This is a genomic window from Scytonema sp. UIC 10036 (assembly GCF_009725235.1).
Map to the genome: position 1 here is coordinate 42,296 of NZ_WJFC01000074.1, position 15,391 is coordinate 57,686.

1 protein-coding gene is annotated in these 15,391 nt (G+C 40.6%); it reads right to left on the reverse strand.

Annotation, left to right across the window (positions count from 1 at the left end; translation table 11 throughout):
- Positions 1-107 precede the first annotated feature (107 nt).
- Entirely contained in the window at positions 108-14,408 is a 14,301-nt protein-coding gene (locus tag F7734_RS29870) for a DUF4114 domain-containing protein (RefSeq protein ID WP_155748203.1), read from the reverse strand.
- Positions 14,409-15,391: the final 983 nt, after the last annotated feature.

A 15,391-nucleotide genomic window follows, 5' to 3' on the forward strand; every position in this document is an offset into this window, starting at 1 on the left:
TCGTGAAAAGTCGGGGCGACTATACGCGCCCATCACTTCTAGAGATGGGCGCGTATAGTCGCCATCTTGGGAAGTAATGTAACTATACGAACCTTTCGACACGCACACTAGGCAATACTTAAATTAACTCGCATAACAACATCGTTGAAATCTTTGTCTCCACCACTTGGTAAGTCCTCAAAGCCAAAAACGTTATTCCCTAACAAGCGAATATGATCTACTTTATCAGCGTTAGCTCCTAAGAATGGGAAGTAAACTGCTGGATCGTTATTGGAATTGCTATCAAGTAAAGCATCAGGTTTACCATTAACAATCATAAATGGTGCAAAGATTGAACCGGGCTGTAAAGTTCCTGTGTAAGTTGCAGTACCTTGGCGATCAACTGTTAAGTCAATACCTGCAACACGTCCACGAACTGCGGCTTCAATATAACCAGTCTGTCCCGCGAAAATATCTGCTGTCCCATCTGAGTTGGTGTCAATACCACCATTCTCATCAGCTACTTGATAAAAACCGATAAAATTATCAAAATCTGCTTCTCTGTTAATGACAAAATCAGCTTTTACTTGGCTTGTAATCCCCCGTAAATCAATAACTTCTCCTTGTGACTTTCCTTGGAGATTTGTACCGAGAGGTAATGAATCATTGGTAGACTGAATTTTTACCACCAAATCCTTGAAGTCATCACTACTATTACCATCTGTATCTTTCCAAGCTAGGGAAAATTCGTCAGAACCTAAGTCTGTTATTTTTTGCCTTAAAGGATTAGAAAATAGTAGGTCTGTAAGTGGAGTGGCTCCAGCGCGTACAGCATCAGTTGTACTGTTTCTGACTAAATAAAATCTCAAGTTTTCGCCGGAATTAAATTCCAATAAATGTGTCAAATTGTTGGTATTAAACCCATTGGGGAGATTAGCGAGCGCAGAAAAAATTACTTGAGATCGGTTCAAAGCTGCTTCGGCATAACCTGCTTCTCCTGGAGCAATACCGTCAATTTTACCTTGAGCATCGTCTACGGTGAATACTCCGATTTCATTGACCAGTTTAGAAGTTTGTTCAATGAGCGTGACTTTAAGTTTTGATTTACCACTACTGTTGGCAATGGTAAAAATGTCATCGGCTATTTTTGCAAGTTTGAAAGTAGGTGAGCCGTTTTGCTGGGCAACAGTTAGTAGGAATGTGTCAGTTGCGATTAAACCATTATTATCTGTAGCTCGTACCTCAATTTCTAAACTGCCAATATTTGCGTTAGTTGGTGTACCGCTGAAGTTACGAGTAGCAGGATTAAATTTTAACCAGCTGGGTAAATGACTGCCATCTTTTAAAGTTGCAGAGTAAGTGAGATTGTCACCTGCATCGATATCAGTGAAGGTGTTGACATCAAAGGTAAAGCTGAAGGCTGTATCTGCTAGGGTGGATCGATCTGCGATCGCATTCACCAATGTCGGCGCATCGTTGACTCCTGTAATGGTAACGCTTGTTGTGCCCGTGCTGCCACCTTTGCCGTCAGCGATAGTGTAGCTGAAGCTATCAGTTGCATTTTTACCTACTGCCAAGCTTTCAAACTGACGGTTGGGATTATAAGAAAAATTACCATTGGCATTGAGAGTTAACAGTGCGCCAGAGGCGAGGGCGATCTGAGTACCTACATCTGCTGTTTTGCCGTTGACAGCAGTGACGGTTAGATCCCTATTCATCTCAGTCTCAACACCACTACTCCAGTCATTTAGCACATTGCCATTGAGAATAGTGTCTTCGTTAGTAGTAACGATATGTGGAGTATTAGTCGTTGTCGAAGTTACGTTAATTGTTACTTGAGTGGTAGACTCTAGATCGCTATCAGCAGCAACTACGGTAAGGTTAAACGGAGTGCTAGAATCTGCGATCGCTAGATCCTCTGGGTCATTAACGAAAATTTCGCCGTTTAAGTCAATGCCGAAGGGCCGCTCGCCATTACTATTCAAATCTTTGTTACCGGAAGTCATCGAATAGCCGACACTAATATCAGTAGAACCGCCATTACCATCATTAGCATCTAAGTTGCCAACTACAGTACCGCGCTCTGCATTAGAACTAACGGTAAAATATCCTGTTGATAAAAATAACGGTGCTTTATTCGCTTCGATAGTAACAACAAAGATTCGATCTATGGTTTGCCCATCGCTGTCTGTAACCGAAACTTTGATATTAGCACTGCCAGTCTGCCCAGCTATTGGTGAAATATTCAGGAAGCGAGTATATTCATTACTTCCTGGTGTAAGCACAACATTTCCTGCGGGGAGAAGTTTCTCATTATCAGAAGTAATATTAATTATGAGCTTGTTTTGTGGTGTTTCAAAGTCATAAACCGTGATGGGGAAATCAGCGAGTTGCTCACCTTCAACAAGAAAAAGGTCGCTTACTCCTCCTAACTGGGGCAAGAGGGTAACAGCACGGATGGTAGCGAGTGCATCATCGCTGGTATCGGCATAAGCCAAAATCTCAGTTTCGCTAAGCTTACCTTGACCCAAGAGATTCAGTGCATTGGCTTCTTCTCCATTAGAAACTCGCTTCGCTTGCGTTACACGGCGCAGGAGATCAAAGCCGTCGCTTGCTTCGTCGCTAAGAATCTGTTTCTTAATAGCTCCAGCAACCAGGACTTGAGCCGCTTCATCAGCAATGCTCTCAATAACATTCAAGTCGATATTAAATGACAAGCCCTTTGCTTGCAGGAGAGATTGCGCCTCAGTTGCAGCAGCACGAATAATCGTTTTTACTTGGTTAGCATCTTCTAGATTAAGTTGCCTACTAACAATTAAATCTACCACTGCTGAATAGGCAGCAGCACTTAGAACGCTGTTAACTGGGGCTTGTTGTTCGGTAACTGTACTGCCACCTGCACCAGCAAGAAGATTTTGTATGCCTAGAACTGCGCTTTGAACCTTGGTAACGGCGAGAATAACTGCTCTGGCTTGGGGGTTGGCGTTGAGGGTTTCGTCCTGGTGGTCAAAGCCAAATAAATCAATATCTGAAGAGATGCCAAACTCACTTTGAATTATCGCTAAAGCATCATCAATTGTCTTTCCTTCTGTCACCAGTTGCTGAATTAAAACACTTAGAGGTGTAATGTTGCTTCCTGGTAATACTGCAAGCGTTGTTTGGAATGGCAAACCTGTTGTCGCATCTATTCCACCTTGAGAGCAAATCAGTCCAGTTGAAAGATCCAATCCCTGTGGAATTTCGAGAATATAAGTGCCGTCCGATTGAGTGATGGTGTTAGGTTCTTCAGGATCGAAAATGGCATTATTATTGGCATCAAACCAAATTGTGGCTCCTTCAATGGAACCGTTCTTCAGATACCCTGCAATTGTTGTGGCTGCATCTCGAACTGGTTGGACAATGATTTTTTGAGCAGCATCTTTACCTGCTTGTATAGCTTCATTCAAGATACCCTTAACAGTATCAGCAACATTGGTGACTTTTTTCTCAGCCTCGCTTTTTATTCTGGCAAGAATATCATCGAAGCTATCAAAATCACGATTTGTTTTGCCAAGATTAATATTAAAACCACCTAGTTTTTTGCCTAATACAGTGAGATTGATATCTTTTAAACTTCCAGAGATAAGTCCGCTTTTACTTACATCAAGATTAGTCGTGACATCAAATCCTGCGATATTAATTTTCCCAAAACTTAATGTTGGAGTTTTAAGTTTACCAGTTAAGTCAAAACCATGCTGGTGTAAATTAACTGATAGATTTGATTTTCCAGAGCCAAAAATATTAGTATTAACAGCAAAACCCAGACTAGTTTTACTGCCATTAACAGAAACATTCGATAAATTGCGACCGAGAAGATAAATGTTACCGTTACCAGAAAGCGCAAAATTATTGATGTTAGAACCAATGGTGACAGTAGAGTTAATGTTTCCTAGTAAAACTTTTGAGATACCTAGAGACAAGCTACCTGTTGCAGTCAGGGCATTACGGTTTCCACTAAAGCTAGCGTTAGCAATAGGATAACTAAAAATGGATAAACCACCACTTCCTGATAAGTCAAAATTATTATTACCTAGCGTAACATTAGCATCCAGTCCTCCTGCAAAAATACCAGGAATACTAGGAAAATTTAATCTGCCAGTTGCTGAAATGCCGTTACGATTCCCGCTAAAGTTGACGTTAGCAAGCGAGTTATTAAAGATGGATAAGTTGCCACTACCTGTTAAAGTAAAATCATTATTACCTATAGCAACATTAGCATTTACCCCTCCTGTCAACACACTAGGAATATCAGGAAAATCTAATCTGCCAGTTGCGGAAATGCCATTACGATTTCCACTAAAGTTGACGTTAGCAAGGGTGTTGTTGAAGATAGATAAGTTACCGCTTCCTGTTAAAGCAAAATCATTGAAAGTTGTTCCCAGTGCAATAGTAGCATTGGCATTACCTTGAAGAACACCAGGAATTCCAAGTAGGTTGAGGCTTCCGGTAGCATTAAAACGAGTGCGATCGCCACTGACAGTTGCACCAACAATAGGATTACCAAAAACTAATGCATTAGCAGAACCACTAAATGTAAGGTTTGATTTGGTAATGTTTGAGGCAGTGAAATCAGTGTTTAGTTGTAGTCCAGGTAAGGCTAGCTTACCCTTGATGTCTACATCATCAACTCCAACCCTAAAGTCTGCTTCTGCTAACTCAAAACCAAAGAGTTGAACACTTGCATCTCCAGAGATTAGAGGAGATGTACTTGTGCCAATCTTGATATCTAAATTCAGATCGGGCTCGTTATTAGCACCTTCAATAATGACAACGCCTAAGCCGCCCAAATTAATTCTGGAGAGCGCTAAACTACCAGTAATTTCTGACAGATTTGTCTGTGCATTTAAGGCAAGTTTTCCTTTCACGCCGTAAGCATCAACTTGTGCATTGATAGCGAAGCCTTCTTCTAAAGGAATTCCAGCGATGTCAGTTTTAAAAGGAACAAACTGAATTAAAGGTTCATTCTCACCGTCATTGTTCAGATCGAGACCAGAAACTGTAACGTCTAAAATCGTGTCGAGCAGATCCAGCGTTTTGTCAATGACTGGAATTTCATCTCCAACTTGCTTGAGTGCAAACGAACCGATTGGGCCTACCAATAAATCAACCAGAGTCAATGGTTGATTGGTTTTCAGAAATAGTGCAATATTTTTGAGATTGGTACGATCTATGGAAAAGGCAGCTTTAAGATCGTAGTTTCCGAAACGGGCATCGCCTAAAAAGCCAATACTGTTAATGAAAGGAAACGTATAAGTTCCCCCTAATTCAAAGGCTAAGTTACGAATTTCCGAATCAGGAATGCCGAAGGGGTTTTTCCACGGACTACTGTTAGTCTGTAAAGCAAAACCTGCTGTTACGGTTGATACAGGGAACGGGTTTAGCTGAACGTTACCAGAAAGGAACAAAGTTGGCTCATTGTTCTGAAAAGGATCGTAGCCTGATAATTCAAGGTTGCCAGTAAAACCGAAGTTTGGATTTAAACTCTTATCAACAGCTAAACCTAGTTTTAGGTTCTTGAGAATAGCTTTCAGTTCACCCAGAGATAAAAGCGTCGCATTCAGGGGAACAACCGCAGCTAAACTAGCTCCCTCTGAACCCAAACCTGCAAGTACACCTAAACTTTCAATCCCTAAATGTTCATTAATGAATTTTGAAAACTGATCTGTACCAGATTTAAAGTCAATAGTACCAATGAAGTTAAATCCTTCAACAAGGGTAATAGAACTGAGTCTGGAATCTTCAATTTTTTTTGTTTCACTAGAAATAATTAAATCAGGATCGGATACCTTGAATAAATCTAGTATCGGCACCCCTTTAGCAAAGTCTGTAAAGTCAATGAGGTCTGGTAATTCGTAGCGTAATTGAAAGTCTCCTTTCTTGTCGTAGGTAATATTAAATCTCTTGCCATTGAGTTCAGCACCAAATCCTAAATCTGGCCCTGTGGCAACACTGATTTCAGGTTCTGCAAGTTTCAGCATCAGATTTTCTGAACCGAAAAATGCTTGATTAGCTGCTTTAATTGCTTTCTCAATAAATGCAGGCGATTTTCCTAGAATATCATCAATATCTACAGTAAAATTCACTTCGTCCTGATATCTTAGTGTAATACTGTATTGTGATGAGAGATTCTCTTTGTCTTGAGGCTTTTGTGATAGAACAAACTCTAAATCATCTAAGTTATTACCAATTGATTGCAGCGAAGCTGTCACTTCATTAGGTAACTCATGCCCAAAGATATCCTCCATTAAATCTAGTGATTGATTGAAAGGAAGCCGAGAAACAGCAAGCTCAAAACTCCGCTTATTACCAGTACCTTCAATACGGATGCGGGGATTACTGACCGTTAAAGGTGAAGAAATTGGTGTTCCTAAACCTAATGCGCTAGCAAGCTCATTAATTGGCTTACGCAGGTCAAAATCACCATTGTAAGTAAGTGCTAATTTGTCTTTGCCGAAGGTTAATCCCAGGTTAGAAATTTCTGCAAGGAGACTATTAATAAAGCTAGGTGCATTTAGCTCACTGAGTAAACTTCCTGCGTCGGCTCTAGCAAGACGAGGAATACTAAAGGCATAAGTGAAGTCACCGCTATCATTTTTCTCAATTGCGACTTCAGGATTTTTAATTGCAAGTGTGTTATTAAAGGGACTACCCAAACCTAGAGTTTCTGTTAGTTTGTTGAGGGCTGAACCAACATTAATGTCTCCCAAATACGTAAGGCGTAATTGGTCTTCGGCAAGGATGAGGTCTAGGTTTTGCGCTTGGTTGGCTAGATTTTGAATTTCAGTAGGAAGGAGAGAATTTACTTGACTTGTAAGCCAAGACTGAAGACTAGCAATCGAAAGACGAGGTGCAGTGAATTCAAAGCTAGGATTGTCACCGGGATTGAGAATCTTGAAAGCGGGATTGGCGATCGCAAGTTCTGCGGGTAGCGGATGACTCAAACCAAGTTGATTTGCAAGCGGGTTAATAATCTCTTTGACATTCAAATTACCACCGTAAGTAACTTGCACTGCATTGTCACTTACAACTAAATCGAGATCCTGGGCTGTATTTGCTAGAGCTTTAATTGCGCTCTGCACAGTGTCGGGTAATGCAGAATCTAAAGCGTCAACTTGAGTCGTGAGCCAAGATTGAAGACTATTGACGGGTAAGGAAGCAACGCTTAACTCATAGCGGGGATTAGTCGCTGGGTCAATTATGGTGATGTTAGGAGCAGTCACCGTGAGTGTAGGAAGCTTGAGTGTATTGGCTAAATCCTGAACTCCTGGAGTCTTACCTAACAAGTTGTTCAAAGACTGGTTACTGAGGTATCCCAAACGCAAGCGATCGCGCTCTACTTTTAAGTCGAAAGCAGGGACATTGGCTAACAGGTTATTAGCAACATCAGCAAGCTTGACATTCGTCAGCAACCCAAGAAGAGTTTCGGCGCTGAGATCCGGAATAATTAGGTTAAACTCGGGCTGTTTAAGGTCAAATCCTTCTACCTCGATTTGTGCATTAGCGATCTCCCCTTGCAAGCTTGCTAACTTCAGATTTGTGGCAATGGTCGCAAGATTTGGTAGTTTTTGTAGTAAATTATTCGTGTTTAAATTCCCAGGATAGGACAGTAAAAGGTGAGCGCCTTCTATACTCTTTAAAGTTACAGGTAAGAATAGACTGCCTAATCGAGTTTCGAGAGTTGTTTTTAACCCACTCGGTACCGAGCCAATTTCTTTGCCTACTGCACTAACAAGCTCGTCCCAAGTTAGGAAGGTGTTATCACTGAAAACAGTGACATTAACATCAGATAAGTTTAAGTTGTGATAACCAGGGTCTTGACTAGTGACAATGTGGCGAATGCTTGTAGCACCTAAATCGGCTACACCAAGCGCACTTTCAACACCTTTAACAGTTATTGTTTGAGCTTGGTTCCAATTACTGCGGTTAAAGGTAATCGGCGCGATCGCTTCGAGTAATCCCCCTGTGGCAGCAAAGTTAATTGTGACATCACTATAGGGTTCGCTGTTAAGCCGCATTTGATAGGTAGTTGAGCGTTCGCCTTCACCTACTTGAAGAGAAGTTTTCGTGACTGTTACTCCAGCCACATCTGCTATGTCAACAGGAATATCATTTAACTTGAAGCCGTTGTAACCTGCGTCATTGCTAATTACACTCAGGCGAATGGGGGTTTTTTCTCTGATACTTCCTTGGGAAATACCATCATTAACTGCTACGACATTAACAGTCTGAGGTTGATTCCAATTTGTGGAGGTGAAGATAACGGGTGTGAGAGGACTTAAGGGGCTAGTTGTCAAGAACTCAATTTTGACATCGCTGGCAGGTTGGCTGCTGAGAGCAATCGTGAAGCTGTCGGTTTGATTTCCTTCTCTGACTTGGTTGATACCATCGCTAATGTTGACAACAATGCTAGTAGTGTCATTCTCCAGCACGCTTACTACAGCATTTTTAATAGGTAGGTTGTTAAAAGCTGGGTCATTACTGACAACTTTTTGAATAATTGTCCCCGTCCGATTGCCCGTTACTCGATTATCATCAACTGGAGTCACTAAAACGTTTTGAGGGATGTTCCAATTGTTTGGAGTAAAAGTCATCGGCGCGATTGCTTCAAACAAACTATCGGGACTAAAGTTAATTGTGACGTTGGCAGTAGGCTTAGTATCAAGAACTAGCGTGTAAGTGGCAACCTCCTGTTGTCCTTCTTTGAGTTGAATGCTTGGCGAGACTGTTAGTCCTGCAGTCTCATCTTCCAGTACCGTTGCCTCAACATCGCCAACATGAATGTTTTGGTAGTTTGGATCTTGGCTACTAACTTGGTGAGTAATGATGCTTTTGCGATCGCCACTTACAATACCGTCATCAACAAAATTAACGGTAACGGTTTGGGCAATATTCCAGTTAGTTGGGGTAAAGGTGAGTTTATCAATGGCTGTGCTATATTTATCTGTCGCGATCAGAACTTCTACGTTGTTTCGCGGCTGACTGGTTAGGCGAATAGTATAGTCATCGCTACCGCCTTCAAAACCCTTGGTAAGACTCCCGCTTTCCGTAATACGAACCCCAGCAATATCGTCATCGCCGATCGAAACTGTGTTACTTGCCTTAGCATTATTCACAAGATAACCGGAGCCAGCAATGAGAGTAAGATTGACAGTTTCTAACGGCTCAGTCACCTTATCATCAGGAGTGGGTAGAACCTCAATTGTTACCCCCGTCGCACCTTCTGGGATATAAATACTACCAGGGAGAACAAAGTAGTCCGGTTCGCCAGGTCCAAAGGGTTGATTATTATTGGCTGTGGCTGTGCTGGTCGCTTCAACTTGATAGTTAATTGTAATACCGCCAGCTGGTGCTGCTGCACTCAAAAGCAGATTGAATTGACCAGCAACTGTGCTTTCTTCACTAGCGTTGGCAGTAGAAAGAATACTAACTGTGGGTAGGTCTTGGTCTTTAACGGCAGCATGAAGGGCATCTACGACTAAATCAATTGGGTAATTGGGGTCGCTACTAGCAGTAATGCGATGGACAATGGTACTAGTGCGATCGCCTGTTACTTCTCCATCAGCTAAAGCGCGAACGGTAACGGTGCGAGGCGTTGTGTCATTTAGAGAAATGATTTGAGTCGGCGCAAAGTTGACTCCATCTAAACTAATTTCAGTTTGAGAATCTGCCGTTGCTGTTACTTGGACATTACTCGTCGGCGGTTGAGTTAAAGCAATCTGATAGGTATCTGTAGTTCCTGCTTCACTGACAACAACATTCCCGTTGCTCTTAATAATTAAGACACCGAAACTTTCATTGTCTTGATTGATGAGTTGCAATGGAGCGATCGTAATGTTATTGTATTTGGGATCAAAACTGGTAGCCGTAGCTTGAATCTTAAACTCTGTCGAACCGTCGGCTTGATTATCATCTACTCCTGTTACCGTCACAGTTTTAGCTTTATTCCAGTCTTCAGGAGTAAAAGTTAGCTTTGAAATTGATAGTGTGCCCTCAGTGAGATTGGAAGAAGTTAGGTTAATCTCAACAGCTGACTCCGGTTGGCTGGTTAAAACCGCCTCAATCTCGCTTTTTCCTCCTGATTCACTGGTGTTGTTATTTCTTGCAGTTATCTTAACACCAGCAACATCATTATCGTTAAGAGTTAGGGTTGCCGTTTTGTTAGTGCTACTGGGGATGTATTCGTTGCTATTAACGCTTAGTAAGGTGAGTGTAATGGTTTCTGGATATTCAGCAATTCGATCGTTAACACTGGTTAAGGTGAGCGCTTTTTCAGTTTCACCTTCGTTAAATTGAATCGTTTCGATGAGGTTAAAGTCCTTGCCCAATGTAGCTGTACCGGATATCGCGACTTGTACCGTTGCGCCACCCACTAAAGCAGGTCGATCCAAAGAAATCATAAAGATTCCTGGATGACCTTCAATAATGCTGTGCCCAGCATTGATACTTGCAGTTGGGACTACATCGTTATCAATATTGAAAACTTCAAAGTCAGCAACTTTAATATTTTTATACTTGTCATCTTCACTGATGACAGTAGTGCTAATCGTGAAGGATTTATTGCCATCTATGGAATTATCATTAACTCCCGTTACCGTTACTGTCTGTGGTGTAAAGAAGTTGTTACTGTTAAAGCTTAAAAAAGCCGGAGAAACAGTTCCTTCAGTCTCGTTACTGCTGATTATCTGAATCTTGACCTCTTTAAGAGGTTGGCTATTTAGTTTAACTGTAAAAGTTGCCGTAACACCATCTTCTGTCACATTGCCAGTCATGGGAGAAAGAGTGACACCTGCTGTATCGTTGTCTAAATTCCCAATCTCAACTTTTTGATTAAGCTGATCTAGGTTTGCTTGAGTTAGCTTGGCGTAGTTAGTATCCGAACTCTTGGAAGCATCAAACGAAATGGTGTAAGTCTGCTTTTCATCATCAATAAAGTCATCAACGCCAGTAACAATAACCGTTTGAGGAGTATTCCAATTATTACTGTTAAAAGTTAAGGACGAAGTAGACAGTTCTCCTTCGCTAGTATCTACTCCTTTGATATCAATCGTTACCGGATTACTGGGTTGAGCATTTAAGACAACAGTAAATTTAGCAGTATCGCCTGTCTCGCTAGTTTCTGAATCTTGAATATTGAGGGTGATACCAGCTTTATCATTATCTTGGTTTTCATACTCAAATTGAGTTTCCAGGCTATCGTATTTAGCATCTTGGCTAATAACGTCTACGGTAATTGTGTTTTTAACATTACCGTCAATGAGGTTGTCATCTACACCTGTGATTGTAATTGTTTTAACTGTTTTAAGGTCATAATCATCAGGAGTAAAAGTTAAAGTTTCACTTGACAAAATGCCTTCAGAAGTATCTAAACCCTTTAATTGAAGAACAATATTCTCCAGAGGTTTAGTTTTGAGACTAAAATTAAACTGTGCCTTGGCACCATCTTCGGTCGTCGTTACAGATACAGGCTCAATCAGAATGCCAGCTTCATCATTATCTTCAATCCGGATAGAAGCTGAAACAAAATCATAATGAATGTCGTAGTTTTCGCCTTTTGGGTCTGGTAATAATGTTAAAGTAACGGTTTCATTATCCTCATCTATCGCGTCATTCTTAACATTAACAAAAAGTGTAATACCAACTGTTCCACTGGGAATTTCAAGAGAATTTATTTCATTAGGAACGGTGAGGTGCTTTTCACTGATTGAGTTTCCGTCTTTAAATGAGATTGCAGCACCGATTGTGTAATCTTCAACTTTTTTCGCCTCCCCAGATAGGTTATAAAACAAAGTGAAAGGCTGGGAAGGTTCTCCAAAAAAATTAATATAGAACTTACCTGGCTCGCTTAGATTATCGTTGTTTTTATCGTTTTCAGAGCCATCATTTTCACCAGACTTATAATAAGTACTGAGATAAATTTTTGATTCGTTATCTTGAATTTCAAGGTTGATGTTACTCTTGGCTTGTTCTACATTATAAACAATCTCTCCATTAGAGGTTTTTAATGGAGATATCTGCAAATCTATCGTTTCACTAGACTCAACAAATTTATCGTCTATGGCTACAACTTCAACAATAGGGGATTTAAACTGTCCATCAGGAATTTTAACCGTGAGTTGATTGCCATTGAGAGTACCAGATTTAAACTGATAATCTGTACCGGAAATTGCACTGCCAGCTAAGTTAATAATGACATCTAAATTTCCTATATTTGTGTTGCGAGTAACTATAAAACTTGCTTGTTGCCCTAAATTATCTTTGGCTTCTCTTGCTATAACTTGCTGAACTTCCAGGCTAACAAGCCGATCCGATGAGTTAACTTCAAAAGCTCCTAAATCAATTTTTCCTAAGAAGCGTTCTTTACCCCTTTGGTCGAATGATAGTGGCTCAAAAATAACTCCATCATTATCAATATCAAGGGTGTCTTGAGCAACTGTATTGTCCCCAGCATTAATTGCTGGCGAACCAGCCAGAAGTTGATGGGTAAATGTGGCACCGCCATTATTCTGTAAAGGTCCCAGGCGAGGATTATTGTTAATAACTTCGTAGACTTTACCATTAACAGTTATTGTTTTAACGCTACCATCGGCAATTAAATTAACTCCTTCTAGTTTGGGTGTAACACCAAGAAAATCTTTCGTAAAACCCAAGTTACCACCAATTATGGAGTTTGCTAGAGTAGCGGTATTGTGGTTATTAATTCCTCCTACATAAGTCCCTGAATTACCACTGAGTGTACTATTTCTTATATTTAACTTATCAAAGTTATCAATACCGCCAGCATCACCACTTGCGGAGTTATTGCTGAGTGTGCCATTGCTCAAATTCACTGTGCCTTCTGCATTGGCAATGCCACCACCATCATCTGCAGCAATGTTGCCACTAATCGTACTATTTTTTAGGCTGACTGTACCAGCAAAGTTGAAAATGCCCCCGCCATCCCTAGTTATGACATTACTACCAATCGTGCTGTTCCCACTGATGGTGCTATTAATTACTGTCAATGTTCTTAAAAGACTATTGCGTTTAAGCTGAATTTCATCTCCTCTCCCTAAGACTGGGCCATTGTAGATACCACCACCATCACTATGTGAGGAGTTACCACTAATAATGCTGTTGCTTATGGTAAAAGTACTGTATTGCTCTGAATAGTACTCGGTTGGGCCGTTGGCAATACCTCCTCCGTGGGAAAATGCTAAATTACCGCTTATGGTGCTGTTGTTAAGGCTAAATGTACCAAAATCGTTATGAACGCCTCCTCCGTCTAGCGCAGAGTTGCCACTAATCGTACTGTTGTTAACGATGACTGTACTTGTACCGGAATAATGGTAGTTGTAAATGCCCCCACCTCTCCATCCCTCACTGGCAACAGTGTGATTGTTACTAATTGTGCTGTTGTTCAGGGTTAATGTGCCTAAGTTGAAAATGCCAGCACCAGAATTTCTTGAAACATTATCTGTGACAGTGGAACGGTTCAACGTCAGATGCTCATAGTTGATAATACCACCGCCTGTATAGATGGCAGATGTAGGTCTTCCTTCTTTAATAATCAACCCAGAAATATTAACTGCACTTTGCTTATTAAAATCGCCATCGTCAATTCTAAGAACGAGAGAGGATTTGTTTCCGCTAACAGTAATATCTGGCGTACCATTACCGTCAATATCGCCATTAATTGTTAGGGCTTTGTTGATGTTTAATTGACCAAGAGTTAGTGCAATCGTTCCACTATTGGCAAAGGTAATAGTGTCTCCAGGAGTAGCAAGCGAAATTGCTTCTCTGAGCGACAAATCTCCGGCACTATAATTGCCATCATTTTCATCAACCAGCGTATCAACTTTCAAAGTTGCCGCTTCAATTTCAGTCCCATCTGCTAGGACAAAGGTGTCATCCTCAGCTTGCATAAATGCTAATTGCTCGTGACTGAGGCTTTCCCCCCGCACCAACGCTGAGAAAATTGCTCCTTCATCCCCTAAAGAATCAGCACTGTTGATTTGTGCATCAATAAAGTGACCAATTTCTTCTAAAAGTACACTAGCGATCGCTTCCGGTTTGTCAATGTTTATCTTTAAAAAATCCTGTGAAAGATAAATTTGATTCGTCGCCGTAGCAAAAGCCCCATTTACTCCATTGATATCTGCTGCATGGCGAATTTCTATCTCCGGAAAATCACTAAAATCTTGGCTTAACCATGCCATCCCAAAAGTATCAATCTTAGCCCCTTCCCCAAAAGCTACTGCCATCTTTTGGCTAAAATCATGGTCATTAGCAAAACTCTGTAAGTACCCTTGTGTCAGCAATAGAGCTTGTTCTAAAGCTGTTAACTCTGTTGCATCAAGGGTTAAAGAAGACTTTATAAGTAAATTGTTGCCGGAAATATGTGCATTGTTCATCTATGGAGCAGCCTTTGTAGACAAGAAGGGAGTTAACTCAGATTTTTTGGGTAAAACTTCTGTCCAAACAGTCTAACTTTGTATAAAATTTGATGGTTGGAAAAAGTCGCAGAAAAGTCGGAATTTATTAGTAAATTTACGAAAACTTTAAAAACTATAGCTTTTCTCAGTCTAATGAGGTACACCCCCCTTTCATCCCCCCTTGGTAAGGGGGGATGAAAGGGGGGTAATTTTTGTACCTCACTAGGTTGGAATTTGCTGTAGATACTTTAAGTGCGAATGTTGTAGTTACTTATAGTATTGCTAAGTCATTAAATGATGGTAGAAGAAGCGATCGCTTTGAATAATAACGGTTGTCAATACAGCTTTATTTGTATATAAGTAAGTCGGCGTTAAAAAATCAACCTGTGTAACAAAATGTAAAATCAGCAAAGAGCTTATGAATACTTTGTTTTAGGTTTTTTACAAAAATTATCATACATTGATTTTATTCTGCCGACTTACTTACACAGGTAATTCGGTAGTTATTACGCAGAATTTATACAATGGTTTTTATCAAGTTTTTTAATAATTTTAGTCAAGAGAAATAAATGAAAAAAGGATTTAGGTGATGGAAATACCGTGTAGGGTTATTTGCCAAAACGGGATGCTCCCTCCAAATCTAATCTCCTAAACGGATAGTGACAATTCAAAAGTCACTTCACCAATTTCACTCAGAACCAGGCTCATATACGGGCTTAATTAACACCACTGTTAACAAATCATACTCACCTTTGTTCTTTGTGTTCTGATTGCCAAGGGAGCAATTACGCTTCGTCTTACCCGATGGCAGGGTTTCCGTATCTCGTCTTACCTACAGGGTTTCGACCTGTCCCTGACCGAATAATTCGTAATACCAATTTAATATGAAGTTGCACATTATTTTTACCCCTCCTAACCTCCCCTTATAAAGGGGAGGAAAATAAATTTCCTGTTTCCCCCCT